Genomic DNA, 24,756 nt, shown 5'->3' with positions numbered 1-24,756 from the left:
CTCTTGGTTCGTTTATTTTTTAAAGCTATGCTCAAAAAGGCGCTGTTCATCAGGCTGGGTAAAAATACGTTTTGGCACAATAACCACATTACGGGTTTTAAGTTCCAGCATATAGGTCAGTTTACCTTGAGCAAAATTTTGAACTTCACTATATGGATACTGCTGCTTACGTCCACCTGAATACAATTCAAAATAATGCTGATATAGATCAATACCCTGCTCACTTCTGGCAGCCTGATATTTGATGAATTGGCGTTTAAACAAGGTTGGCAACAACCAATAACGCATGGCAATTTGTAAAACTAAAAAGAAAACACCCAAACCGACATAATAGCGACCTACACCTGAAAAGCCGATGTAAAATCCATACACAATAATTCCCAAACTAATGAGTGGTGTAAGAAACCGGGTAATTTGTTTTTTACCAAAAGTTGCAAGCCCAAAACCATCTTGTGATTCTTCTAAATTTAGGGCATAACGCAAAGATAAGGCAGGTTTCTGATCTGTCATAACATGCTGCAAATACTCAAGAAAGTATCACTATTAGACCACAATCCCCTCAGCTTTTAAAATCAATCTCTGTGCTATTTTGCAACTGCATCCACATCATTTCATAAATAGAACATTCAATTGTAAATATGTTATTTAACCATAAATGTAAAACTATACAATAAATCTCAAGCCTCAGATATTTTAGGAATTACCCACATGTCTTTCTTTGCTAAACTTTTCGGTCTAAACAATAAACCCGTCGAATCTCCAACCGAAATCGCAGCTTTATCTTTTCTAGAAATCATGGAAAAACGCCGCTCAATTTATGCGATTGGTCGTAACCTCAGCCAATCTCCTGCCGAAATTGAACAGCTGATCCAAAATGCCATTAAAGCCAGCCCATCATCATTTAACTCCCAGTCTTCACGTGCTGTGATTTTATTTGGTCAATCACATGAAAATTTCTGGGCAATCGTATTGGAAACATTGCGTAAACTTGTACCAAATGAGGCTTTTGCAGCCACTCAACAAAAAATTCAAAGCTTTTCTGCAGGCGTCGGCACTGTTTTATTTTATGAAGATCAAAATGTAGTGAAAGGCTTACAGGAACAATTTAGCGCTTATGCTGATAATTTCCCTGTTTGGTCAGAGCATTCAACTGCCATTGCCCAGTTTGCAGTATGGTCAGCCCTGGCTGAACAAAATATTGGCGCATCATTGCAACACTACAACCCAATTATTGATCAGGAAGTGGCACAAACATTTGCTGTACCTGAACACTGGAAATTACGTGCGCAATTGGTGTTTGGTTCAATTGAAGCTGAAGCAGGTGAAAAAACATTTATGGATGATGCTGATCGTTTTAAAACCTTTGCTTAAGTCACAAAAGCAACAGGCACAAAAAAACCGCAATCAATGCGGTTTTTTCAATTCTTATCAAGTTGGTGCGCTCAGAGAGATTCGAACTCCCGACCCCTTAGTTCGTAGCCAAGTGCTCTATCCAGCTGAGCTATGAGCGCATTGTCTTGATGGATGGGCATTATACGCACTTTTGGCAAAAAACCTAGTCTTTTTTGACAGATTAATTACAACTGAGTAGTTATTAGACAAAATCACAGGAATTGATTAAAAAGAATACTTAAGATTTGATTTCTTGCCACTGATAAAACTTTTTATCAGCCAGTGCCAGCATGGCATGATCATTTGGACTATCTCCGTAAGCATAGACCAACTCAAAATCACTCAGAGAATATTGCTGCTGTACTCGTCGTGCTTTTTCAGCATAACCACAATCGCCTTGGTACAACTCTCCTGTATAGCGACCTGCCCGAACTTCAAGCTGATTACAAATCAAATCTATGCCCTGTTGCTGACACCAGCCTTTGAGATAGACATCCAGAGACGATGACACCACAACCACCTGATCGCCCTGTTGCTGATGCCAAGTGATTTGCTGTTTTGCATACTCATGCAATAAAGTCGGTAAAATTGTTTTGGAAAATAGTTGCCCTTGCAGCACTAGTTTTTCAACGGAATAATTTTTATAGGCAACTCGACATAATCACATGCGAATTTGCTGGTCGCTCACATAGCCCACCCGAAATGCCAAAAACCACGGTACAACCCGAAAGCCACCAACGAATTGTTGACGAGAAGACAATGAGTATTTTAAAAATTGTCGGTATGAGTAATGGTATGGTCAAAATCAAAAAGTGCGAGATTCATAGTTTCAGCTCTCTTGTTTTCTTTTTTACATTTTTATCTAAAAAATCAATTAAATATACCCACTAAAAAGAGAAATTATTTTTAATCTGAATTTAAAATAAATCGCAAAAATATTGCATCATTAGGAGTATGTTTTTAAATCGACTTATTATAGAAATGCTTCATATACAACAACAGGAATAGCAACAGGAATCAATAAAATAAGTTGAACTTTATCTAAAGGACTACAATTATCAATAAAAATATTATGACATTGTGAATGACGATTAATTAAAGCAATTAAGCTAAGCACCAAAACATATCCAATAATAAAATAAAGAATTTTCTTTAACATTTTAAAATCATCTTTTATTTTTATAAATTTCAGGCATAAAAAAACCGCTTTAAAAGCGGTAATTTATCAAGTTGGTGCGCTCAGAGAGATTCGAACTCCCGACCCCTTAGTTCGTAGCCAAGTGCTCTATCCAGCTGAGCTATGAGCGCATATACTTGTTTGCCTATATCGGCGTGTTACGTCTGCCTATTTAATTTACTTGGTGCGCTCAGAGAGATTCGAACTCCCGACCCCTTAGTTCGTAGCCAAGTGCTCTATCCAGCTGAGCTATGAGCGCGTAAGTAAATGGCGGTGAGAGAGGGATTCGAACCCTCGATACAGTTGCCCGTATGCGTCCTTAGCAGGGACGTGGTTTCAGCCACTCACCCATCTCACCGTAACAGGACGCAATAATACAAACTAAAACGCAGCTCTTCAAGTCAAGATTACTATTTTTTCTCTTTTTTTAACTCAATCACCTATTTTTTAAGCAATTCCAAACAACACGCTGATTTTTTAGGCAACTTTCTTGTTAAAATTGTTTGTAGATCGCTCTGCACGCATAAAAACTGACATTTCAACACATTCTTGCAATGATTTACGTGCAGTCTATTTCTGCATGACTTATGCTAAACCTATCTGCTGATAAGAAGCTATACAATATGATGAAAAACTGGGTTGATCCTGAAGCCAAAGCGGAAGCGGAACGTTACGACAATCCGATTCCTAGCCGTACTTTAATTTTAACGAGCCTTGAACAATTACAAACAGCACAATCACATGCTGAACTGGTTGATCATTTTAATCTGCAAGATGAGAAAAGTATTGAAGCACTCAGTCACCGTTTAAGTGCAATGGTACGTGATGGTCAACTGGGTAAAGACGGCTTAAAGTTCCAGCTGCTTAAAGATCAACCGAGTTACGAAGCCACCGTTTATATTAACAGTAAAGGTTTGGGCTCAGCCCATATTGACGGTCAAGATGATCTGCTTCTGCCTGAGCGCGAGTTGCGTTTGGTTTTTAATGGTGACCGTGTCAAGGTACGCCAAACCTCAGTAGATCGTAAAGGTAAAGCATGGGGACATATTACTGAGGTTGTACAGCATCGGGTCAAACAGTTGATTGGTAAAGTTGCCGAGCATGAGGGTGAATATTTCATTCAACCTAACACGCCAAATAGCCATCAACCGATTACTTTGGAAAAGCAACTCATCGAGCATGCTCAGGCCAAAGTCGGTGATAGCTTGCGTGTTGCAATCGACACTTACCCGACCCGCGAAGAATTTGCCACTGGGCATATTGTGCAGTCGATGGCAGACAAAGCTGATACCGAAATTATTATTCCACAAACGATTTTAGAGTTTGGGTTGCCATACGAATTCCCTGAAGATGTTCTTCAAGAAGCAGCCAGTTTTAAAGAACCTTCGGCAAAAGACACCCAAGGGCGTGTCGATGTGCGCGATTTAGCTTTAGTGACAATTGACGGCGAAGATGCTCGCGACTTCGATGATGCAGTCTATGCAGAAAAACGCTCAGGCGGTGGCTATCGTGTGGTGGTCGCAATTGCAGACGTCAGCCATTATGTGCGTTTAGAAAAACCTCTGGATCATGAAGCGCAGGAACGTGGCACATCTGTGTATTTCCCACATTTTGTATTACCAATGCTGCCAGAAGCGCTTTCCAATGGGTTATGTTCACTGAATCCACATGTTGACCGCTTATGTATGGTCTGTGACTTGAAACTTTCTCGTACAGGACGCGTGACGGGTTATGAGTTCTACCCTGCGGTGATGCATTCTAAAGCGCGTTTAACCTACAACCAAGTCAACCAGTATTTGGAAGGTGATTCGCAAGCAATTCCTGAAAACCGTGAAATTCACAAATCAATTAATACGTTGTTTCAGCTTTATCAAATTTTAAAAGACTTGCGTGCAGATCGCCATGCTATGGAATTTGAAACAGTTGAAACCTATATGACTTTTGATGAACTAGGTGGCATCAAAGAAATTTTGCCACGTAGCCGTAATGACGCACATAAGTTAATCGAAGAATGTATGTTGCTTGCCAATGTCGCAGCAGCCGAGTATGCCTTGGAACATGACATTCCAATGTTGTACCGTGTACATGAAGCACCCGAATTCTCACGCATTAAAAAAGTTCGTGACTTTGTGAAATTGCTAAATTTAGGTATTCATTTCCCTGAACAGCCAACTCAAGCGGACTATCAGAAAGTTATTGAAGCGACCAAAGACCGTATTGATGCACCCAGCATTCATGCCGTGTTATTACGCTCTATGATGCAGGCCTTCTACGGCGCAAAAAATGCAGGACATTATGGTCTGGCATATGAAGCCTATACGCATTTTACTTCGCCAATTCGCCGCTACCCTGACTTGTTATTACACCGTGCGATCAAAGCACATCTGCATCAGAAAAAGTATGCCTTGTCTGGCGCTGCTCTCGATGATGCTGGTGAGCATTTCTCACAAACTGAACGTCGTGCCGATGAAGCATCGCGTAGCGTCACCACATGGCTGAAATGCCATTATATGCAACAGCATTTGGGTGAAGAGTTTGTTGGAATCATCAGTGCAGTCACTGAGTTTGGTTTATTTGTCACACTTAAAGATCTATATGTCGATGGCATGATTCACATTAGCCAACTCGGTGATGATTTCTTTATTTATGATCCTGCCAGCCAAACTTTAATTGGACAAAACCGTGGTCAAATTTTTGGTTTAGGTGATGAGCTGAATATTAAAGTCGCTGCCGTGAATCTTGCAGAGCGTAAAATTGACTTTGAATTACTCAAGCAAATTAGCCATGCAGGTCGCGCCATTCGCAGCCGTGCACCACGTGCCACAAAACCTGTTGTCCGTGAAGTACAGGAGCAAGTCTTTAATAATCAGGTGACTGCAGTTACAACAGAGCAGCAAGATGGTGAGCAGCCTGTTCGTAAGAAAAAGGAAAAAAATAAACCGAGTTCTTACAACAAAAAATCAGACAAAAAGTCATCTGGCAAAGCTGAGACTAAAAGCAAAGACAAAGCCAAGAAAAAAGATAAAGTGAAGAAGAAAAAAGCCAATGCCAAAGCTCGGCAGGATTAATCAATCTAATCTATCTAAGTAAAAGAGTTTCGGCTCTTTTACTTTTTTCACATTTCAACACTCAAAAGAACAAGCGATTTTGATGAAGAAGTGGGTTTAAAAAATTCTCTTTATTTTAGCGTCACTGTATTAAAGACCACATTGCGTAATATTCAGATTAAGTAAATTTCCATTGTAGTGAAATCTCCTTCAAACAGATCTTGATTCAACTCAAATCAACTAAATTTGTGGATATAAGTTTATAGCAGACAAAGTTTCCCTTGATTTCCTCTGCCCTAAACCTTAAATCTATAAACAACTTTTGTATTTTTATGGCTCAGACAATGACATTACAACAAGCAACCCTTCCCGTTCCCCAGTTCGATAAAATCCGACTCGATACACTAAAAACACAGATTCAACAGCATATCCAAGACGGGTTAAAGTTCCTTGTTGAGTTAACTCAAGCCCCTGATGATTTTAATGCCAAAACTCAAGTACTTGAGCAAATGGACTCGCTTGAAAATAATCTGAATGAATCATGGGGCATTCTGTCACATTTAAATGCCGTGATGAACAATGCGGCAACACGGGAAGTCTATCAATCGCTCTTGCCTGCATTAAGCGAATACTATACACAGCTCGGTCAACACACAGCATTATACCAAACTTACCAGCATTTACATGACCGCAGCGAATTTTCCAGCTTAAGTGCCGCACAGCAAAGTGCCATTAAACTTGGCTTACGCGATTTCAAACTGTCAGGTGTTGCACTTGAAGGTGCAGCGAAACAGCGCTATGCAGAAATTTCAGCACGTTTGTCACAGCTTGCTTCGGACTTTTCTAACCATGTATTAGACGCAACTCAAGCCTATTTTAAACCTCTAACCGAAGCACAGCTTAAAGGCTTACCAGACAGCAGCATTGCTCTGCTTAAACAATACGGTCAGCAGCGTGAACTCGAGCAACCTGTCGCTACACTGGATTTTCCATCGTACTTGGCAATCATGACGTATGCGCAAGATCGTGCTTTACGTGAAGAGCTATATAAAGCCTATACCACACGTGCCTCTGAGCAATCTGAGCATACTGAATTTGACAACTCTGAAATCATGCAAGAGATCTTGAGTCTACGTCAGGAAATGGCTCAACTGCTCGGATTTGAAAATTATGCAGCATATTCCCTTGCCAGCAAAATGGCACCCAATGTTCAGACCGTTTTTGATTTTTTAAATGAGCTGGCCGAGCATGCACGCACACCTGCCTTGCAAGAAATTGCGGAACTCAAAGCAATCGCCCAGCAAGATGGAATTGAAGAACTACAACCTTGGGACAGTAGTTTTTATTCTGAAAAACTTAAACAACAGAAATTCAACCTGTCCCAAGAAGCATTAAAGCCTTATTTCCCTGCGCCAAAAGTCGTGCAAGGTTTATTTGAAATCGTACAGCGCTTATATGGTATTCAGATTCAGGAACGCACTGCACCAGTCTGGCAACCTGACGTGCGTTATTTTGAAATCGAAGACAAGGGGCAAATCGTTGGTGGTTTTTATTTAGACCTTTATGCACGCAGTGGTAAGCGTGGTGGTGCATGGATGAGCGGTTTCCGTTCCCGCATGCAAACTGCAACTGCGTTACAAAAACCGATTTGCTATATGGTCTGCAACTTTACACCTCCTGTCGGCGAGCAACCGGCTTTACTCACTCACGATGAAGTTACTACGCTATTCCATGAATTTGGGCATGGTTTACATCATCTGCTGACCGAAGTGGATAATATTTCTGTTGCTGGAACACATGGCGTAGCGTGGGATGCTGTAGAATTGCCAAGCCAGTTTATGGAATTTTGGACATGGGACAAAGCCAGTCTGGATCTGATCAGTGAACATGTTGAAACGAAACAAACTCTGCCACAAGATTTATTAAACGCATTACTTGATGCGCGTTTCTTCCAGTCAGGTATGCAGACCTTGCGTCAACTTGAATTTGCCCTGTTTGATTTAGAAATTCATCAACATACTCCTGCATTAAGCACACCGCAAATTCAAGAGACACTCAACCAGATTCGTCAACGTGTTGCGGTTTTACCAACCACACCTTATAACCGTTTCCAGCATAGTTTTAGCCATATTTTTGCAGGGGGTTACGCTGCTGGCTACTATTCTTATAAATGGGCAGAGGTTTTAGCCAGTGATGCTTTTGACCGCTTTGAAAATGAAGGTATTTTTAATACCTCTACAGGACATGAGTTCCGCAAGGCCATTTTAGCTGTGGGTGGTCAAGATACAGCTTTGGATGCCTTCGTGCATTTTCGTGGTCGTGAGCCTAAAATTGATGCGTTATTACGCCATCAGGGTTGGACGAAAGCGCCTAAAAACGCTTAAACTATGCACTCAAAATTCATGACTCATGGTTTAAGGTAGCATCCTATGAAAAAACGATTCATTGCAGGCGCGAAATGTCCGAAATGTGAAGCGTTAGACCGTATCATCATGCTAACCGAAAATGAACATGAATGGATTGAATGCATCGAATGTGGTTACAGTGAAAATCGACCAACCCATATCGATCAACCAGAAACTCCAGCTGTCGTTGATGACGTGGGCGTAATTCAATTTCACCCACGCCAATCGAACCCGTCAAATCATTAATTGACCCGATTATGAAAAAAAATAAATCAAATTCTTTATTACTTTGGATTCTTATTGGCGTCCTTTTTGCCATTTGTGCGGGCGTATTTGTTTGGCAATCATGGTTTGTAAATCGTCCCGCTCTGGCAACTCAACACGCAGCCGTACACTCCAAAACTCAGGTACCCCCTATGGCTCGACCTGTTTCAGAACCAGCAGCAACACCTGAAGTACAACAAGCACATACTGAACAACCGAAATCACTTGTAAATGATGAGACACTTAAACAGCCTATACCGCAAAACCCTGCTTTGGCTAAAGAAGAGGTCTCCAAACTGGAAGATATTCAACAACAGTTAAAAGAACAAGAAGCAACGCTCAAAGCTCAACATGCCGATGCTGATCGCATCATTGAACTCAAACAACAGCAAATCAAACTACTTGAGCAGCAACTTGCAGGACAGCAAAAATCATCAAAATAAAGATTCACCTATATTCAGGCTCAATCTGTGATTATGGATACACTTGTACGATGCAGTTTGGCTAAAACTTTCAGTTGCTTCCATTCCTGTAAAGTCAGTTGATCCCTCCAGACAATACAAGGCTGTGGCTGTTCCTGCCAATACAACACAATATAAATCTCATGATCCAGTAATTTTTTTAAATTCAGATGCTGAATCTGAGATGTATCTGTATATTTCACTGTCCATTCATTTGCTTTTAATTGTGCAAATGCAACGACCTGTCGTTGTTTCATAAAGACATACCATGCCAGTAATGCGAGCAAACCAACAAGTCCAGTAACATACCAAGCCAATGTCAAATAACAGAGCAACATCAGCAAGCTATATAGCCCAAATTGAAAAAACCAAGCAACTTTGCTTGGTTTTAACTGAAAACTTAAATTACTGGTGAACATAATGTTTGAGCTTAATAATTAATTCTTTTAATTCAGCACGTGGTGGCTCACCAACATCCATAAACCAGTCCAGCAAATCTGGATCTTCCTGATCAACTAACTCTGCAAATAAAGCTTTTTCTTCAGGGCTCGCATGCAAATAATATTGTCGAACATACGGGTCAAAATAAACATCAATTTCTTTCAATCCACGACGTGCACGGTAGATCACTTTACGCTCTTCTAAACTGATATCGTCTGACATAATTATTTCCAGTCCCATTGTTATGCCAAGTAGTGTAACAAGAATTTAAAAAAACTAAATAGCCAGCATCATGATTTTATTTAACGACCAAACTTTAAATTTTTATCGCGAAAACCTGCATATTTCAGCACAAATTTATCCAGTAAATAATTATGCGATATTTTCCATGGTAACCGTCGTCCCTGTTTTGGCATATGCTCAGCAGCACGCTGCAAATAACCCGCAGAAAGCGCTCCCATAACCGTTTCAGACAAGCGCTGAGCGACATCAGTCATAGGCATCACTTCTCGATAACCATGCTTCTGCATATAGTTGAGCAATCGACAGATATAATCTGCAGCAATATCTACTTTAAGTGTCCACGATGCATTGCTATAGCCAATCATCAAGGCAAAATTAGGCACATCACTTAACAAAGTCCCCTGATACAACATTTTTTCAGCAAGATCGACAGGTTTATCATCAACCGTTAACCTTAAACCACCAAGCAACTGTATTTGTAAGCCTGTTGCAGCAACGATCAAATCGGCATCCAAATGCTGCCCTGACTTTAACCGAATTCCCGAGGCGGTAAAATAATCAATCTGATCGGTACAAATTTGAGCCTGACCATTTCGTAACACTCGAAACAGATCACCATCAGGGACAGCGCACAAACGTTGATCCCAAGGTGCATACTGCGGAGTAAAATGTTGCATATCCACTTTACCCCGCAACTCTTGCTCAACTGCTTTCAATAACAGTCTTTTTGTTAGCTGTGGCGCTTTACGTGCCAAAGAATAGACAGCTCTTTGCAAGACAATATTACGTCCCCGTACCCAACAGTATGCCCACTTCGCAGGTAAATGCTGACGTAAATACTGATAAGTTTTGTCGTATGCAGAGACACTGACCACATAGCCAGGAGAGCGTTGCAACATCGTCACCTGTTTTGCCCCACCTTTGACCAAAGCAGGAACCAATGTTACGGCAGTCGCTCCACTACCAATCACAATAATATTTTTACCTTGATATTCAATGTCCGATGACCACTGTTGTGGATGGGCAATAGCCCCCTGAAAGTCTTGTTGTTTAGGAAATTTTGGAAGATAACCTTGGTCATAATTATAATAACCAGTACAACTAATAATAAATCGAGCTTTCCAAACTTCATCCTGCTGCTGCGAATTTTGAGTTTTAAGCTGCCAGCATTTATGTTGTGTGCTGTAATTTGCTGCAACTACTTGCTGCCCAAAGGAAATTTTATCGAGTAATTTATAATGCTCTACGACATCATATAAATATTTTTGAATAGATTGCCCGTCTGCCAACGTCTGATCTTTAAGCCAGGGATAAAACTGATAACTCAACGTGGACATATCAGAATCAGAACGAATCCCAGGATATCGAAATAAATCCCAAGTCCCCCCAATATTTTGTCGGCGTTCCAATATCTTAAAACTCAGTTGTGGGCAATATTGTTGCAAATGTACTGCCGCACCTATACCCGAAATTCCAGCTCCAATTATCAATACATCAACTTCATAAGTCATAAGCTTCAGTTTTTTGAGATTTAATTAATTATAGACTCAATTTTGCATAAAAAAAGGTCGGTAAAAACCGACCTTTTTCTGAACAACTACGTTCTTGCTGCGAAATTATTTAACTTCGCGATCTACAAGTTCAACGTAAGCCATCGGTGCAGCATCACCTGCACGGAAGCCCGCTTTAAGAACACGTAGATAACCGCCGTTACGTTCTTTGTAACGAGGGCCAAGAACGGTAAATAATTTACCAACAGTTGCTGCATTACGAGTACGAGCAAACGCTAAACGGCGGTTTGCTACTGTATCGTTTTTAGCTAAAGTGATTAAAGGCTCAGCAACGCGGCGAAGTTCTTTCGCTTTAGGCAAAGTTGTTTTAATTAACTCATGCTCAACTAAAGCATTCGTTAAATTTTGGAACAACGCCTTACGATGGCTGCTTGTACGGCCTAATTTCACACCACTATTACGATGACGCATGGTGATAGTCCTACTTAATTAACGGCTACGATAGGCGAAACGATCGTCCATACGCAAACTAGCTGGTGGCCAGTTTTCTAAGCGCATGCCGAGCTGCAAGCCTTTCGAAGCTAAAACATCTTTAATCTCAGTCAACGATTTTTTACCTAAGTTAGGAGTTTTTAACAACTCAACTTCGGTGCGTTGTACAAGATCACCAATGTAGTAAATATTTTCTGCTTTCAAACAGTTAGCAGAACGAACAGTAAGCTCGAGATCATCTACTGGACGAAGCAAAATTGGATCGACTTCTTCGCGAGGTTCTTGAGCAACAGGAGCTTGATCTTTCTGAAGATCAACAAAAATTGCAATTTGTTGTTGCAAGATTGTTGCCGCTTTGCGGATAGCTTCTTCAGGATCAACTGTACCGTTGGTTTCAAGATCAATGACCAGCTTATCAAGGTCTGTACGTTGTTCTACACGCGCATTTTCAACGGTATAAGACACACGCTTGATTGGGCTATAAGAAGCATCTAACTGCAAACGACCTACCGGACGTGTTTCACCTTCAGGGAAACGTGAGTCAGATGTTTCATAACCGCGACCTTGAGACACTTTCAAACGCATTTTTAATGCGCCTGTAGCACTTAACGTGCCGATCAAATGCTCAGGATTCACCAATTCAACATTATGAGGTAAACGAAGGTCAGCAGCTGTTACATCTCCTGGACCTTGTTTTTCTAATGTTAGGTAAGCTTCGTTTTGATCGAACAGCTTAATAGACAATCCTTTAAGGTTCAGCAAGAGCTCGACGATGTCCTGCTGCAAGCCTTCTAAAGTACTGTACTCGTGCTCGACACCTTCTATCTCTACTTCAACCACAGCAGCGCCAGGTAAAGAAGACAATAGAATGCGACGTAAAGCATTACCAAGAGTATGACCAAAGCCACGCTCTAAAGGTTCCAGAATCACTTTTGCCGAGGTCCCGCTTGCCGCTTCGACCTTGATCGCTTGCGGAGTTAGAAACTCGTTTGCAGTACGCGTCATTTATTGCTACCTCAAGGATTATTTAGAATACAATTCTACAATCAAGCTTTCATTGATTTCAGCAGGTAGATCTGAACGATCTGGTGCAGCTTTGAACGTACCTTCAAACTTAGAATGATCAACTTCCATCCAAGCAGGAATACCACGTTGAGTCGCTAACTCAATTGCATTTTTAATACGCAATTGTTGTTTAGCACCTTCATGAACAGCAATTACATCACCCGCTTTAACTTGAATAGACGCGATGTTAACGCGACGACCATTCAATGTAATAGAACGGTGACTTACAAGCTGACGAGCTTCTGCACGTGTAGAACCAAAACCCATGCGATAAACTACGTTATCAAGGCGGCTTTCAAGCAGTTTCAACAAGTTTTCACCTGTTGCACCTCTAACACGAGCTGCTTCTTTATAGTAGTTACTAAATTGACGCTCTAACACGCCGTACATACGACGGACTTTTTGTTTTTCACGTAATTGTAGTGAATACTCAGATTGCTTTCCGCGAGCTTGGCCATGTTGACCAGGCGCTTTTGCATGCTTTTTAGTTTTGACGTCAAACGGTTTAACGCCAGATTTAAGTTGCAGGTCTGTCCCTTCGCGGCGAGAGAGTTTGCATTTTGGACCAATATAACGAGCCATGAATGTTTCTCCTTACACGCGACGTTTTTTAGGTGGACGGCAACCGTTGTGAGGAATTGGCGTCACATCGGTAATGCTGTTAATTTTATAACCCACTGCACCTAATGCACGAACCGCAGACTCACGACCAGGACCAGGACCTTTTACAAGGACGTCCAGATTTTTCAAACCGTAATCCAAAGCTGCTTTACCAGCAACTTCAGCAGCTACCTGAGCAGCAAACGGAGTTGATTTACGTGAACCACGGAAGCCTTGTCCACCAGAGGTAGCCCAAGCCAATGCATTACCTTGACGATCGGTAATCGTTACAATGGTGTTATTAAAAGACGCGTGAATGTGTGCAACACCTTCAGAGACGGTACGAGTGACCTTCTTGCGTGTGCGAGTATCTTTAGCCATCTTTTAGCTTCCAGAAATCTTACTTTTTAATCGGTTTGCGCGGACCTTTACGGGTACGTGCGTTAGTTTTGGTGCGTTGACCGCGGACAGGCAAGCTACGACGATGACGAAGACCACGGTAGCAGCCTAAATCCATTAAACGTTTAATGTTCATGGAAATTTCGCGACGCAAGTCACCTTCGGTAGGAACCTTAGCAACTTCTGCACGAATCGCATCAAGCTGAGCATCATCCAATTCACGCACTTTAGTTGTTGTAGCGATACCAACAGCAGCCAAGATATTCTTAGCAGTGTGGCGACCAACACCAAAAATGTACGTGAGGGAGATAACAGCATGCTTGTTATCCGGAATGTTTACACCGGCAATACGAGCCATTCACTTTCTCCAAAAAGGCAGGTCGAGATAATCAACCGCCCCATCAAATTCTTGAGGGGCGGATAGTAACCCAATTCGCCTACTGAAATCAACAGGTCTTAATTACAAATTAACCTTGACGCTGCTTATGACGGGGTTCAGCGCTACAAATTACGCGAACTACCCCATTACGACGGATAACTTTACAGCTACCACAAATTTTCTTTACAGAAGCCTGTACTTTCATGATGAAACCTCTAAGTGCGCTTATCCCTTCGGATGAGCAGTCGTTTTTCTCATGAGCGTCTGATTATCATATTGGTGTGAAGTCAAATGGGCTTGTAACTGCGCCATAAAATCCATCACAACAACAACAACAATTAACAGCGATGTACCACCAATATTTACGGTCATGCCAAAAGCACTTTGTAAAATCATTGGCATCAAACAGATCACTGTAATATATATTGCCCCAATAAAGGTCAAACGATTGAGAATAAAATCTAAATAACGAGCAGTTTGCTCACCTGGGCGAATACCAGGCACATAAGCTCCGCTGCGTTTTAAGTTTTCCGCTACTTCTTTTGGACTAAATACAAGCGCCGTATAAAAATAACAGAAAAAGATAATTAACGCACCAAAGAGCACCAAATACAAAGTATGTCCAGGCGACAAAACAAGTGCCAAATCTTGCAGTGTACGCTTTATTACACCAGCATTCGGATCAGCGCTTCCGACCCATTGTCCCAAACTTGCTGGAAATAATAACAATGAGCTTGCAAAAATTGCAGGAATCACCCCTGCCATATTAATTTTTAATGGCAAATGTGTTTGCTGAGCCGTAAAAATACGACGACCTTGCTGTTTTTGTGCATAGTTTACCGAAATACGACGTTGTGCCTTTTCGATAAATACGATTGCAGCCAAGACAGCAAGCGCAATCAAAGCAAAAACAACCACGCCAATCATGCTTGTTTGACTATCGGCTGAGAAGAATTGCAAAACCATATTTGGTAAATTTGCAACAATCCCAGCAAAAATAATCATTGAGATACCATTACCAATTCCACGCTCGGTAATTTGCTCTCCAAGCCACATCAAGAACATTGTGCCTGCAACAAGCGAACTCACAGCAGGTACATAAAATGCCAGACCATTCGTCAAAGTAATTCCTTGACTAATCAGACCAGCACACATTCCCGTTGCTTGTACAACTGCAAGTAATAATGTGCCTTGACGTGTATACTGGTTAATTTTGCGCTTACCTTGCTCACCTTCTTTTTTCAAAGCTTCGAGCGAAGGAATCACGGTAGACATTAACTGCACAATAATTGATGCAGAGATGTATGGCATGATCCCTAGGGCAAGAATAGACATTCGTTGTAATGCACCACCTGAAAACATGTTAAACAAACCAAGGATAGTCCCTTGGTTTGCATTAAAAAGTCGTTCAAGTGCAGCATTATTAATGCCTGGTACTGGAATATGCGATCCTAGCCGAAAGACCAACAAGGCACAGATAAGAAAAACCATCCGCCGAATAATTTCACGATATTTCACGTGAAATGGTTGACCTTTCATCATGTTAACATGACCTGAGGAACTAGGAGACATAGACACTAGTGATTACTCCTCGACTTTACCGCCAGCAGCTTCAATTGCAGCCTGTGCGCCTTTAGTCAATGCAACACCTTTAACAGTAAATGCACGAGTTACTTCACCAGAAAGTACAACGCGAGCGCGAATTTGATCGCGACGTACCACGTTTGCAGCTTTTAAAGTTTCAAGGCTAACAATGTCGCCTTCCACTTTAGCAAGTTCAGATAGACGTACTTCAGCAGTTTTTAAAGCGATTTGGCTAGTGAAACCAAATTTAGGTAAACGACGATAAATCGCTGTTTGACCGCCTTCAAAACCTGGACGTACACCACCGCTCTTACGTGATTTCTGACCTTTAACACCACGACCACCAGTCTTACCAACACCTGAACCGATACCACGGCCAAGACGACGATGTTCGCGTTTAGCACCTTCTGCAGGCGCAAGTTCGTTTAAACGCAGAGTCATGGCTTATTCCTCTACACTAACCATATAGTAGACTTTATTGATCATACCACGGTTAGAAGGAGTGTCTTGCACTTCTACAGTATGACCGATGCGACGCAGACCTAGACCTTGAAGGCAAAGTTTATGATTTTTTAAACGATGCGAGCTAGATTTAGTCTGGGTAACTTTAATCGTTTTCATGATCGATTACCCTTGAATTTGTTCTACTGATTTACCACGTTTCGCAGCGACTTTCTCAGGAGAAGTCATGTCACGCAAACCTTTGAAAGTTGCGTTTACTACGTTTGCAGCATTGGTAGAACCATAACATTTAGCAAGTACGTTATGTACACCTGCAGCTTCAAGAACAGCACGCATAGCGCCACCAGCAATTACGCCAGTACCTTCTGAAGCAGGTTGCATATATACACGACTTGCACCATGACGAGCATTCACAGGATGTTGTAAAGTAGTACCAGCAAGGTCTACAGTGATCATGTTACGACGAGCAGCTTCAAGTGCTTTAGAAATAGCAGCTGGAACTTCACGTGCTTTACCACGACCAAAACCTACACGACCATTACCATCACCAACCACAGTCAATGCTGTGAAAGAGAAGATACGACCACCTTTAACAACCTTGGCTACACGATCAACGGCAACCAGCTTCTCAACGAGACCTTCGTTTTGTTCAACTTTCGCCATGATTAGAACTCCAAGCCGCCTTCACGAGCAGCATCAGCCAAGGCTTTAATACGACCATGATATTTAAAACCAGAACGGTCAAATGCAACTTTAGTTACACCTGCTGCTTTCGCACGTTCTGCGATTAATGCACCAACTTTAGTCGCTGCTTCAATGTTACCAGTTGCACCAGCACGTAAAGATGCATCCAAAGTAGAAGCTTGCGCTAAAACTTTGCCACCATCTGCTGAGATAACTTGAGCATAGATGTGACGCGGAGTGCGGTTTACACACAAACGAGTCGCACCCAATGCACGAATGTGCAAGCGTGTGCTTTTCGCACGACGCAAACGGGATTGTTTCTTTTCGTTCATAAGAACCTCGCGCCTTATTTCTTCTTAGCTTCTTTACGAAGAACAACTTCATCCGAGTAACGAACACCTTTACCTTTATATGGCTCTGGTGAACGGTAAGAACGGATATTTGCAGCTACTTGACCCAACAATTGCTTATTCGCTGATTTCAAAACGATTTCAGTTGCTGTTGGAGTTTCTGCAGTTACACCTTCAGGCAATACGTAGTCGATTGGATGCGAGAAACCGAGGTTTAAATTAACCACATTTCCTTTGATCGCAGCTTTGTAACCGACACCGATAAGTTGTAACTTACGTTCAAAACCTTCGTTAACACCCTTAACAAGGTTGTTCAATACAGCGCGAGCAGTACCAGCTTGCATCCAAGCGTCTTTTGACTCTTTAACTGGAGCAATTTGAAGTTTACCTTCTTCCTGTTTTAGCTCGACCAGCGCATGCAGGTTGAAAGACAATGTACCTTTAGTGCCTTTCACTTCGACCTGCCGGCCGTTCTGAGTAACTGTTACACCGTTAGGTACAGTTACTGGGGCTTTAGCCACACGAGACATGAGGAATCACCTATTAAGAAACAAAAGCAATAACTTCACCACCAACACCTGCAGCACGTGCAGCGCGATCAGTCATGATGCCTTTGCTTGTAGAAACAATTGCAATACCCAAACCTTGCTTAACGCTAGGAAGTTTATCTTTACCGCGATATTGGCGAAGACCTGGACGGCTTACGCGTTTCACAGTTTCAATAACTGGCTTGCCTTCAAAATATTTTAAAGTAATAGTCAAAGTAGCTTTGCCTTCGTTGTCAGCAACGTCTACATTTGAAATATAACCTTCTTGCTCTAATACATTTGCAATAGCAACTTTTAATTTAGAGCTTGGCATAGAAACAGTTGATTTCTTAGCCATTTGTGCGTTACGAACACGTGTTAGCATGTCGGCAACGGTATCTTGCATACTCATTTAGTCGCTCCTTACCAGCTTGCCTTAACAACGCCTGGCACATCACCTTGCATCACAGTGTCACGTAATTTGTTACGGCTTAGACCGAACTTACGGAAATAACCATGAGGACGACCAGTTAAACCACAACGGTTGCGAAGACGTACAGGAGATGCATTACGTGGCAATGCTTGTAACTTCATCATCGCTTCAAAACGCTCTTCGTCGCTTGCATTTACATTTGCAATCGTAGCTTTTAATTCAGCACGTTTGGCAGCAAATTTAGCAACAGTTTTTTCGCGTTTTAATTCGCGATTAATCATACCTTTCTTAGCCATATCGACCTCTTATTTGAACGGGAAGCCGAATGCACGCATAAGCGCACGGCCTTCGTCATCGGTGCGAGCAGTAGTAGTGATAGTAATATCCATACCACGAATACGATCAATCTTGTCAAAATCGATTTCAGGGAAAACGATTTGCTCTTTCAAACCCATCGAGTAGTTACCACGACCGTCGAAAGATTTCGCTGAGAAACCACGGAAGTCACGGATACGAGGGATTGCGATTGCGATCAAACGGTCCAAGAATTCGTACATACGTTCGCCACGTAAAGTTACTTTACAACCGATTGGCCAACCATCACGGATTTTGAAACCAGCGATAGATTTACGTGCAAGTGTAAGCACTGGTTTTTGACCAGCAATTGCTTGCATGTCAGAAAGTGCGCCATCTAATAATTTTTTATCAGCTGATGCAGCACCTACACCCATGTTAAGAGTGATTTTTGTAATGCGAGGAATTTCCATCACATTCTTAACGCCCAATTGCTCTTGCAATTGAGCTTTAAGTTCTTCATTGTAACGTGTTTTAAGTCTGGCCATTGCCGTTTCAACCTATTACTTCGCTACCGCCACTGGTTCACCATTTGATTTATAAACGCGAGTTTTCACGCCTTCAATCACTTGGTAACCAATACGGTCAGCCTTTTGGGTTGTAGCATTTAAAATTGCCACGTTTGAGATATGAAGCGAAGCTTCCTGAGTAACAATACCGCCTTCAGCGCCAGTTACACGGTTTGGCTTTTGATGCTTCTTCACTAAGTTAAGGCCTTCAACCTTAACACGGTCTTCAGAAACAGACAGAACAGTACCCTGTTTGCCTTTTTCTTTACCTGCGATCACGAGAACCTGATCGCCTTTTTTAATCTTAGCCATGATCGCCTCTTATAGAACTTCAGGAGCCAATGAAATGATTTTCATGAACTGTTCAGTACGAAGTTCACGAGTCACTGGTCCGAAGATACGAGTTGCAATCGGAGCTTTGTTGTTGTTCAAAATAACAGCCGCGTTATCATCAAAACGGATAACAGAACCATCTGGACGACGGATGCCGAATTTTGTACGTACAACTACAGCATTCATCACGTCACCTTTTTTAACACGGCCACGTGGAATTGCTTCTTTTACAGTAACTTTAATAATGTCGCCAACAGATGCATAACGACGATGTGAACCACCAAGTACTTTAATACATTGTACGCGGCGAGCACCACTGTTGTCTGCTACGTCGAGCATACTTTCGGTTTGAATCATTGCCCTACTCCAAAACCGAGCATCACCGGTCACAATTTCGAAAGACGCATAGGGTACTCGAAATTGACCGATGATGCAACAAGAACGTCTAATTACTCAGCAGCTGCTTCAACTACTTCCACTAAAGTCCAAGCTTTAGTTTTAGAAATTGGGCGGCTTTCTTTGATGGTTACGATATCGCCAGTTTTAGCAGTATTGTTCTCATCATGAGCGTGTAATTTTGTTGAACGGCGGATTGATTTGCCATACAACGGGTGTTGAACTCGGCGTTCAATAAGAACAACAATAGACTTGTCCATTTTGTCGCTTACAACTTTGCCGGTTAACGTGCGGACTGTTTTTTCATTCATTGTCCGTTCCCCTGTTTTTCGGTAAGGAGTGTCTTAATACGAGCAATCGCTTTGCGAGCAACTTGTACTTCATGAGATTTACCCAATTGACCAGTTGCCTTTGCCATACGAAGACGGAATTGGTTAAGCTGTTGCTCATCAAGCAAAGCTTTCAACTCTTCTACCGATTTTTCACGTAGATCTTTAGTTTTCATTACATTACCGTCCGAGTCACGATAGTGGTTTTAAACGGAAGTTTAGCAGCAGCCAAAGCAAATGCTTCACGCGCTAATTCTTCGTTCACACCTTCAATTTCGTACAGGATCTTACCTGGCTTGATCTCGCAAACCCAGTATTCCACGTTACCTTTACCGTTACCCATACGTACTTCTAATGGTTTTTCGGTAATTGGTTTGTCTGGAAATACGCGGATGAAGATTTTACCACCACGTTTAATACGACGGCTAATGGTACGACGCGCAGCTTCGATCTGACGAGCAGTCATACGACCACGTTCAGTAGCTTTAATCGCAATCGAACCAAATGATACTGTACTACCACGATGTGCTAGACCAGTGTTACGGCCTTTTTGCACTTTACGGAATTTGGTACGTTTTGGTTGCAACATGGATTATTCTCCCTTGTCTGCAGCACGGTCTGAACGACGACCACGACGCTCTTGACCTTCACCACGACCACGACCGCGCTTAGCTGGACGTTCCTCAGCTGGTGCTGGGTTCATGACTTGTTTCATGCCACCCAAGATTTCACCACGGAAAATCCAAACTTTAACACCAATCGTACCGTAAGTAGTTTCTGCACGCATAGTAGCGTAGTCGATGTCAGCACGAAGAGTATGCAAAGGTACACGACCTTCACGATACCATTCAGTACGTGCGATTTCCGCACCACCTAAACGACCAGAAACTTCAACTTTGATACCTTTAGCACCAGCACGCATCGTATTTTGAACCGCACGCTTCATAGCACGACGGAACATTACACGTTTTTCCAATTGAGAAGCGATAGCTTCAGCAACTAGGCGAGCATCCAAGTCAGGGCGATCAATTTCGTTGATGCTTACTTGCGCTGGAACACCCATAATATTGGTAAGTTCGCGCTGTAATTTTTCAATGTCTTCGCCTTTTTTACCGATCACGATACCAGGACGAGCAGTGCTAATAGTTACTTTAGCTGCGCCTGTAGGGCGTTCGATAAGAATATTGCTGATCATTGCATTCTTAAGTTTTTTAGTTAAAAACTCACGAACTTGCAAATCTTTAAGCAAGTATTCAGCGTATTGTTTCGGACTCGCATACCAGTTAGCGTTATGACGTTTCACAACACCTAGGCGGATACCGATTGGATGAACCTTCTGACCCATATCAAACCCCTACCTTAACGGTGATGTGACAAGTACGCTTAGTAATACGATCTGCACGGCCTTTAGCACGTGGCATAATACGTTTAAGGCTGATGCCTTCATCAACGTAGATCGTAGAAACTTTAAGATCGTCAACATCTAAACTGTTATTGTGTTCAGCGTTTGCAATTGCAGATTCCAACGCTTTTTTCACCAAAACTGCAGCTTTTTTATTGCTGAAGTTTAAGATGTTTAAAGCGTGAGCAACAGATTTGCCACGAATTAGATCTGCAACCAAACGAGCTTTTTGTGCCGAGATAGCGGCACCGCGTAATTTAGCAGTTACTTCCATCATAGCACCTATTAACGTTTAGATTTCTTGTCAACGCCGTGACCACGATAGGTACGAGTTGGCGCGAATTCACCGAGTTTATGACCAACCATATGCTCAGAAATAATTACTGGAACATGGTTACGACCATTGTGAACAGAAATTGTTAGACCAACAAAATCTGGAAGGATCATCGAACGACGAGACCAAGTCTTGATCGGCTTACGGTTATTAGCCGCAACAGCCGCTTCAACCTTAGCGAACAAGTGCGCATCGACGAATGGACCTTTTTTCAGAGAACGAGGCATTAGTCAGATTCCTTTACTTGACGCGACGGTCGCGAATAATCATCTTAGTCGTACGCTTATTGGTACGTGTCTTGTACCCTTTAGCTTTTTGACCCCATGGGCTCACAGGTTGAATACCTTTGTTACGCCCTTCACCACCACCATGTGGGTGATCAACTGGGTTCATTGCCATACCACGTACGGTAGGACGAACACCGCGCCAGCGCGCAGCACCAGCTTTACCCAATGAGCGAAGGTTGTTTTCTTGGTTAGAAACTTCACCAATTACAGCGCGACATTCAACATGAATTTTACGCATTTCGCCTGAACGTAGACGAACAATTGCGTAAGAACCATCACGACCTAACAATTGAACTGAAGTACCAGCAGAACGTGCTAACTGAGCACCTTTACCGATTTTAAGTTCAACGTTGTGTAGTGTAGAACCGATTGGCATGTTGCGAAGTGGCAAGCAGTTACCTGGACGAATTGGAGCATCGTTACCAGATTGAACTTTATCACCAGCACGCAAGCCTTTAGGCGCAATGATATAACGACGTTCACCGTCAGCATACAAAACTAATGCAATGTGTGCAGTACGGTTAGGATCGTATTCAATACGTTCTACAGTAGCAGGAATACCATCTTTGTTACGTTTAAAGTCAACAAGACGATAATGCTGTTTATGACCACCACCTACGTGGCGAGTCGTAATGTGACCATTATTATTACGGCCACCAGTGCGTTTCTTAGCTTCAACCAACGGAGCATAAGGTGCGCCTTTGTGAAGATGGTTATGAACCACTTTTTCAACAAAGCGACGCCCTGGAGACGTTGGCTTACATTTTTGAATCGGCATAATTTTCGTCCTTATTCCGCTGCGCTTTCAGCGGTATCGCCCAAGTCAGCCATTTCAACATCTTGGCCAGCTTTCAGGGTGACGTATGCTTTTTTAACATCAGAACGACGTCCTAATGTTTTACCAAAGCGTTTAGTCTTACCTTTAGTGATTGTTGTGTTTACTTTCACAACTTGAACACCAAATAGTTGTTCAACTGCTTTTTTGATTTCAAGCTTGTTTGCATCAAGTGCAACTTTAAATACTTGAACACCAGCAGTTTCACCTAAAACTTGTGCTTTTTCTGAGAATACTGGTCCTTTTAGGACTTGATAGATACGTTCGTTGTTCATCCGAGTTCTACCTCAATTTTCTTAGCAGCAGCCACAGACATAACAACTTTATCGAACGCAATCAAGCTAACTGGATCGATTGCAGTTGCATCAACCACATCAACGTGTGGAAGGTTACGTGCTGCAAGATATAAATTCTCTTCTACAGCTTCTGTAACGATCAATGCACGAGGAGCGTTCAAGTCGTTAAGCTTTGCAAGCAATTCTTTAGTTTTTGGAGCTGCAACTGCAATCTCTTCAACTAATACAAGACGATCTTGGCGAACAAGTTCAGCTAAGATACATTGCATTGCACCGCGGTACATTTTACGGTTAACTTTTTGAGACCAGTCTTGTGGACGAGCAGCAAATGTTTTACCACCGCCAACCCAGATTGGGCTACGAATAGAACCTGCACGAGCACGGCCAGTACCTTTTTGGCGGAATGGTTTTTTACCACCACCAGAAACGTCTGCACGTGATTTTTGTGCACGAGAACCTTGACGACCACCTGCCAAATAAGCAGTTACAACTTGGTGTACAAGAGCTTCGTTAAATTCACGTCCGAAAGCAACTTCAGACAATTCAACAGCAGAGCCGGAAACAGTTTTTAAATTCACGTTATTTCCCCTCAGGCCTTGATCGTAGGACGAACGATAACGTCGCCGCCAGTAGCACCAGGAATCGCACCTTTAACAACAAGAACTGAACGTTCTGTGTCGATAGATACAACTTCAAGACCTTGTACTGTTACGCGTTCATCACCTAAGTGACCAGCCATTTTTTTGCCTTTGAACACGCGACCAGGAGTCTGGTTTTGACCTGTAGAACCTAAAACACGGTGAGATACAGAGTTACCATGAGTTGCGTCTTGCGTACGGAAGTTCCAACGCTTAACACCACCTTGGAAGCCCTTACCTTTAGACTGGCCAGTTACGTCAACAATTTGACCAACTGTAAACAAGTCAACGCCGATAGTACCACCAACTTCACGACCTTCAAGCTCAGCTTCTGCAACGCGGAATTCTTTAACCAAACGACCAGCAGCAACACCAGCTTTCGCAAAATGGCCTTTCTGAGCGTTAGTTACGCGAGATTCGCGACGTTCACCAGTAGTGATTTGAATCGCTTGATAACCATCAGTTTCAAGCGTTTTGATTTGAGTGATGCGGTTTGGATCAACCTCAATCACTGTTACAGGCACAGAAACACCAGCATCTGTAAAGATACGGGTCATACCGCACTTGCGACCGACTAAACCAATAGCCATGTGCATAAACCTCTAAAAAAGCGGCCTAATTAACTTGAGAGTGTTAATTAACCGAAAGTCTTAACCCAATGCGATCTGAACATCAACACCAGCTGCAAGATCCAATTTCATCAACGCATCAACAGTTTTATCTGTAGGTTGAACGATATCGATCAAACGTTTATAAGTACGGATCTCGTATTGGTCACGCGCATCTTTGTTAACGTGTGGTGATGTTAAAACGTTAAAACGTTCGATGCGAGTTGGCATCGGGATTGGACCACACACTTGTGCGCCAGTACGTTTTGCAGTTTCTACGATTTCTTGAGCTGATTGATCAATTAAACGGTGATCAAAAGACTTAAGACGGATACGAATTCTCTGGTTAGACATACCAGTTAACTCCAAGCCAAATATATAAAGAATCACCCATGACGCATCTCACCTATAGGGGCAAGTGTCAAGGGCAGTGAAAATCACTAAGGTCATGATCGATGCCATGACTGTTACGATTTGGTTATATTTTTCAATAACCACACTCTCTTTTTGAGAGGTCGC

At 42.3% G+C, this 24,756-nt stretch carries 38 protein-coding genes, 4 tRNA genes and 1 pseudogene; 5 read left to right on the top strand and 38 right to left on the bottom strand.

Annotated features, from left to right (window positions below):
* Nucleotides 1–12 precede the first annotated feature (12 nt).
* Nucleotides 13–510 carry a YcxB family protein gene (locus P255_RS01720; protein WP_004899392.1) on the bottom strand — a complete coding sequence of 166 codons (498 nt, stop codon included), beginning with the start codon at nucleotides 508–510 and terminating at the stop codon, nucleotides 13–15.
* 285 nt (nucleotides 511–795) lie between these two features.
* Here P255_RS01720 and P255_RS01715 point away from each other — a divergent pair, with 285 nt between their 5' ends.
* On the top strand, nucleotides 796–1,371 hold the full coding sequence (locus P255_RS01715) for a nitroreductase family protein (protein WP_035365233.1): 576 nt from the start codon (nucleotides 796–798) through the stop codon (nucleotides 1,369–1,371).
* A 63-nt stretch (nucleotides 1,372–1,434) separates the two neighbouring features.
* On the opposite strand, the gene P255_RS01710 is transcribed toward P255_RS01715, so the two are convergent.
* The 6 genes and pseudogenes from P255_RS01710 to P255_RS01685 form a co-directional block, all read right to left on the bottom strand.
* A tRNA-Arg gene (locus P255_RS01710) sits at nucleotides 1,435–1,511 on the bottom strand.
* 119 nt (nucleotides 1,512–1,630) lie between these two features.
* Nucleotides 1,631–2,217 (bottom strand): annotated as a pseudogene (locus P255_RS01705) (HAD-IB family hydrolase).
* A gap of 148 nt (nucleotides 2,218–2,365) precedes the next feature.
* Nucleotides 2,366–2,551, bottom strand: a complete 186-nt coding sequence (locus P255_RS01700) for a hypothetical protein (protein WP_004899385.1) — start codon at nucleotides 2,549–2,551, stop codon at nucleotides 2,366–2,368.
* A 72-nt stretch (nucleotides 2,552–2,623) separates the two neighbouring features.
* A tRNA-Arg gene (locus tag P255_RS01695) sits at nucleotides 2,624–2,700 on the bottom strand.
* 51 nt (nucleotides 2,701–2,751) lie between these two features.
* Nucleotides 2,752–2,828, bottom strand: a tRNA-Arg gene (locus tag P255_RS01690).
* Nucleotides 2,829–2,837: 9 nt separating this feature from the next.
* Nucleotides 2,838–2,927 (bottom strand) — tRNA-Ser (locus tag P255_RS01685).
* A 265-nt stretch (nucleotides 2,928–3,192) separates the two neighbouring features.
* On the opposite strand from P255_RS01685, the gene rnr reads away from it, so the two are divergent.
* The 4 genes from rnr (at nucleotide 3,193) to P255_RS15595 (ending at nucleotide 8,728) form a co-directional block, all read left to right on the top strand.
* Nucleotides 3,193–5,637, top strand: coding sequence for a ribonuclease R (rnr, locus tag P255_RS01680; protein WP_004899383.1), 2,445 nt, complete (start codon nucleotides 3,193–3,195; stop codon nucleotides 5,635–5,637).
* Between the two features lie 323 nt (nucleotides 5,638–5,960).
* Entirely contained in the window at nucleotides 5,961–8,000 is a 2,040-nt protein-coding gene (locus P255_RS01675) for a M3 family metallopeptidase (protein ID WP_171063611.1), read from the top strand.
* 45 nt (nucleotides 8,001–8,045) lie between these two features.
* Nucleotides 8,046–8,267 carry a YheV family putative zinc ribbon protein gene (locus P255_RS01670; RefSeq protein WP_004899379.1) on the top strand — a complete coding sequence of 74 codons (222 nt, stop codon included), beginning with the start codon at nucleotides 8,046–8,048 and terminating at the stop codon, nucleotides 8,265–8,267.
* A gap of 11 nt (nucleotides 8,268–8,278) precedes the next feature.
* Nucleotides 8,279–8,728, top strand: a complete 450-nt coding sequence (locus P255_RS15595; RefSeq protein ID WP_035364939.1) for a hypothetical protein — start codon at nucleotides 8,279–8,281, stop codon at nucleotides 8,726–8,728.
* Between the two features lie 20 nt (nucleotides 8,729–8,748).
* On the opposite strand, the gene P255_RS01660 is transcribed toward P255_RS15595, so the two are convergent.
* From P255_RS01660 to rpsJ, 31 genes are all read right to left on the bottom strand, one after another.
* The gene (locus tag P255_RS01660) at nucleotides 8,749–9,165 is read right to left on the bottom strand and encodes a protein YgfX (protein WP_004899374.1); all 417 of its coding nucleotides are present in this window, start codon (nucleotides 9,163–9,165) and stop codon (nucleotides 8,749–8,751) included.
* Nucleotides 9,152–9,409: an FAD assembly factor SdhE gene (locus tag P255_RS01655; RefSeq protein ID WP_004899372.1), complete on the bottom strand. Its 258-nt coding sequence runs from the start codon at nucleotides 9,407–9,409 to the stop codon at nucleotides 9,152–9,154. Before P255_RS01655 ends, P255_RS01660 begins: the two co-directional genes overlap by 14 nt.
* Before the next feature lie 80 nt (nucleotides 9,410–9,489).
* On the bottom strand, nucleotides 9,490–10,941 hold the full coding sequence (locus P255_RS01650) for a flavin-containing monooxygenase (RefSeq protein ID WP_004899370.1): 1,452 nt from the start codon (nucleotides 10,939–10,941) through the stop codon (nucleotides 9,490–9,492).
* Between the two features lie 105 nt (nucleotides 10,942–11,046).
* A complete protein-coding gene (gene rplQ / locus P255_RS01645; protein ID WP_004754212.1) occupies nucleotides 11,047–11,412 on the bottom strand; it encodes a 50S ribosomal protein L17 in 366 nt (121 codons plus the stop codon).
* A gap of 18 nt (nucleotides 11,413–11,430) precedes the next feature.
* Nucleotides 11,431–12,438, bottom strand: coding sequence for a DNA-directed RNA polymerase subunit alpha (locus tag P255_RS01640; RefSeq protein ID WP_004754213.1), 1,008 nt, complete (start codon nucleotides 12,436–12,438; stop codon nucleotides 11,431–11,433).
* Nucleotides 12,439–12,456: 18 nt separating this feature from the next.
* Complete coding sequence (gene rpsD / locus P255_RS01635) at nucleotides 12,457–13,080, bottom strand: 30S ribosomal protein S4 (protein WP_004899367.1); 624 nt, start codon at nucleotides 13,078–13,080, stop codon at nucleotides 12,457–12,459.
* A gap of 12 nt (nucleotides 13,081–13,092) precedes the next feature.
* A complete protein-coding gene (rpsK, locus tag P255_RS01630) occupies nucleotides 13,093–13,479 on the bottom strand; it encodes a 30S ribosomal protein S11 (protein ID WP_001040166.1) in 387 nt (128 codons plus the stop codon).
* 19 nt (nucleotides 13,480–13,498) lie between these two features.
* Nucleotides 13,499–13,855, bottom strand: coding sequence for a 30S ribosomal protein S13 (rpsM, locus tag P255_RS01625; protein ID WP_004754218.1), 357 nt, complete (start codon nucleotides 13,853–13,855; stop codon nucleotides 13,499–13,501).
* Nucleotides 13,856–13,964: 109 nt separating this feature from the next.
* Nucleotides 13,965–14,081 carry a 50S ribosomal protein L36 gene (gene rpmJ, locus P255_RS15135; RefSeq protein WP_004754219.1) on the bottom strand — a complete coding sequence of 39 codons (117 nt, stop codon included), beginning with the start codon at nucleotides 14,079–14,081 and terminating at the stop codon, nucleotides 13,965–13,967.
* Nucleotides 14,082–14,101: 20 nt separating this feature from the next.
* A complete protein-coding gene (gene secY / locus P255_RS01620; protein WP_171063618.1) occupies nucleotides 14,102–15,415 on the bottom strand; it encodes a preprotein translocase subunit SecY in 1,314 nt (437 codons plus the stop codon).
* A gap of 45 nt (nucleotides 15,416–15,460) precedes the next feature.
* Entirely contained in the window at nucleotides 15,461–15,901 is a 441-nt protein-coding gene (gene rplO, locus P255_RS01615) for a 50S ribosomal protein L15 (RefSeq protein WP_004899362.1), read from the bottom strand.
* A 3-nt stretch (nucleotides 15,902–15,904) separates the two neighbouring features.
* Nucleotides 15,905–16,081, bottom strand: a complete 177-nt coding sequence (gene rpmD, locus P255_RS01610; RefSeq protein ID WP_000849088.1) for a 50S ribosomal protein L30 — start codon at nucleotides 16,079–16,081, stop codon at nucleotides 15,905–15,907.
* A gap of 6 nt (nucleotides 16,082–16,087) precedes the next feature.
* On the bottom strand, nucleotides 16,088–16,585 hold the full coding sequence (rpsE, locus tag P255_RS01605; RefSeq protein ID WP_004754225.1) for a 30S ribosomal protein S5: 498 nt from the start codon (nucleotides 16,583–16,585) through the stop codon (nucleotides 16,088–16,090).
* A gap of 2 nt (nucleotides 16,586–16,587) precedes the next feature.
* A complete protein-coding gene (gene rplR / locus P255_RS01600; protein WP_004754227.1) occupies nucleotides 16,588–16,938 on the bottom strand; it encodes a 50S ribosomal protein L18 in 351 nt (116 codons plus the stop codon).
* Between the two features lie 14 nt (nucleotides 16,939–16,952).
* The gene (gene rplF / locus P255_RS01595) at nucleotides 16,953–17,486 is read right to left on the bottom strand and encodes a 50S ribosomal protein L6 (RefSeq protein ID WP_004899360.1); all 534 of its coding nucleotides are present in this window, start codon (nucleotides 17,484–17,486) and stop codon (nucleotides 16,953–16,955) included.
* Nucleotides 17,487–17,499: 13 nt separating this feature from the next.
* Nucleotides 17,500–17,895 (bottom strand): 30S ribosomal protein S8, encoded by a 396-nt coding sequence (gene rpsH, locus P255_RS01590; protein WP_004754231.1) that lies wholly within the window; start codon nucleotides 17,893–17,895, stop codon nucleotides 17,500–17,502.
* A gap of 11 nt (nucleotides 17,896–17,906) precedes the next feature.
* Complete coding sequence (rpsN, locus tag P255_RS01585) at nucleotides 17,907–18,212, bottom strand: 30S ribosomal protein S14 (protein ID WP_004754234.1); 306 nt, start codon at nucleotides 18,210–18,212, stop codon at nucleotides 17,907–17,909.
* Nucleotides 18,213–18,221: 9 nt separating this feature from the next.
* On the bottom strand, nucleotides 18,222–18,758 hold the full coding sequence (gene rplE, locus P255_RS01580) for a 50S ribosomal protein L5 (protein ID WP_004754236.1): 537 nt from the start codon (nucleotides 18,756–18,758) through the stop codon (nucleotides 18,222–18,224).
* 15 nt (nucleotides 18,759–18,773) lie between these two features.
* Nucleotides 18,774–19,091 carry a 50S ribosomal protein L24 gene (gene rplX, locus P255_RS01575; RefSeq protein ID WP_004754237.1) on the bottom strand — a complete coding sequence of 106 codons (318 nt, stop codon included), beginning with the start codon at nucleotides 19,089–19,091 and terminating at the stop codon, nucleotides 18,774–18,776.
* Between the two features lie 9 nt (nucleotides 19,092–19,100).
* Nucleotides 19,101–19,469: a 50S ribosomal protein L14 gene (gene rplN, locus P255_RS01570; protein WP_004725701.1), complete on the bottom strand. Its 369-nt coding sequence runs from the start codon at nucleotides 19,467–19,469 to the stop codon at nucleotides 19,101–19,103.
* 92 nt (nucleotides 19,470–19,561) lie between these two features.
* Complete coding sequence (rpsQ, locus tag P255_RS01565) at nucleotides 19,562–19,819, bottom strand: 30S ribosomal protein S17 (protein WP_004754240.1); 258 nt, start codon at nucleotides 19,817–19,819, stop codon at nucleotides 19,562–19,564.
* A complete protein-coding gene (rpmC, locus tag P255_RS01560; RefSeq protein ID WP_004754241.1) occupies nucleotides 19,816–20,013 on the bottom strand; it encodes a 50S ribosomal protein L29 in 198 nt (65 codons plus the stop codon). The genes rpsQ and rpmC overlap by 4 nt, the downstream gene beginning before the upstream one ends.
* A complete protein-coding gene (gene rplP / locus P255_RS01555; protein WP_004754244.1) occupies nucleotides 20,013–20,426 on the bottom strand; it encodes a 50S ribosomal protein L16 in 414 nt (137 codons plus the stop codon). The genes rpmC and rplP overlap by 1 nt, the downstream gene beginning before the upstream one ends.
* Nucleotides 20,427–20,429: 3 nt before the next feature.
* On the bottom strand, nucleotides 20,430–21,182 hold the full coding sequence (gene rpsC / locus P255_RS01550) for a 30S ribosomal protein S3 (protein ID WP_004754245.1): 753 nt from the start codon (nucleotides 21,180–21,182) through the stop codon (nucleotides 20,430–20,432).
* 1 nt (nucleotide 21,183) lies between these two features.
* Entirely contained in the window at nucleotides 21,184–21,513 is a 330-nt protein-coding gene (gene rplV / locus P255_RS01545) for a 50S ribosomal protein L22 (RefSeq protein ID WP_004754247.1), read from the bottom strand.
* Between the two features lie 11 nt (nucleotides 21,514–21,524).
* The gene (gene rpsS, locus P255_RS01540; protein ID WP_004754249.1) at nucleotides 21,525–21,800 is read right to left on the bottom strand and encodes a 30S ribosomal protein S19; all 276 of its coding nucleotides are present in this window, start codon (nucleotides 21,798–21,800) and stop codon (nucleotides 21,525–21,527) included.
* A gap of 13 nt (nucleotides 21,801–21,813) precedes the next feature.
* Nucleotides 21,814–22,638 (bottom strand): 50S ribosomal protein L2, encoded by an 825-nt coding sequence (rplB, locus tag P255_RS01535; protein ID WP_004754250.1) that lies wholly within the window; start codon nucleotides 22,636–22,638, stop codon nucleotides 21,814–21,816.
* 11 nt (nucleotides 22,639–22,649) lie between these two features.
* Complete coding sequence (gene rplW / locus P255_RS01530; protein ID WP_004754252.1) at nucleotides 22,650–22,970, bottom strand: 50S ribosomal protein L23; 321 nt, start codon at nucleotides 22,968–22,970, stop codon at nucleotides 22,650–22,652.
* Nucleotides 22,967–23,569 carry a 50S ribosomal protein L4 gene (gene rplD / locus P255_RS01525; RefSeq protein ID WP_004899356.1) on the bottom strand — a complete coding sequence of 201 codons (603 nt, stop codon included), beginning with the start codon at nucleotides 23,567–23,569 and terminating at the stop codon, nucleotides 22,967–22,969. The genes rplW and rplD overlap by 4 nt, the downstream gene beginning before the upstream one ends.
* A gap of 11 nt (nucleotides 23,570–23,580) precedes the next feature.
* Nucleotides 23,581–24,219 carry a 50S ribosomal protein L3 gene (rplC, locus tag P255_RS01520; protein WP_004899353.1) on the bottom strand — a complete coding sequence of 213 codons (639 nt, stop codon included), beginning with the start codon at nucleotides 24,217–24,219 and terminating at the stop codon, nucleotides 23,581–23,583.
* A gap of 60 nt (nucleotides 24,220–24,279) precedes the next feature.
* Entirely contained in the window at nucleotides 24,280–24,591 is a 312-nt protein-coding gene (gene rpsJ / locus P255_RS01515) for a 30S ribosomal protein S10 (RefSeq protein WP_000070912.1), read from the bottom strand.
* Between the last annotated feature and the right edge of the window lie 165 nt (nucleotides 24,592–24,756).

This window comes from Acinetobacter brisouii CIP 110357 (assembly GCF_000488275.1).
GTDB lineage: Bacteria > Pseudomonadota > Gammaproteobacteria > Pseudomonadales > Moraxellaceae > Acinetobacter > Acinetobacter brisouii.
The sequence above is the reverse complement of the archived record's forward strand: the minus strand, read 5'-3'. Positions and strand labels throughout refer to the sequence as shown.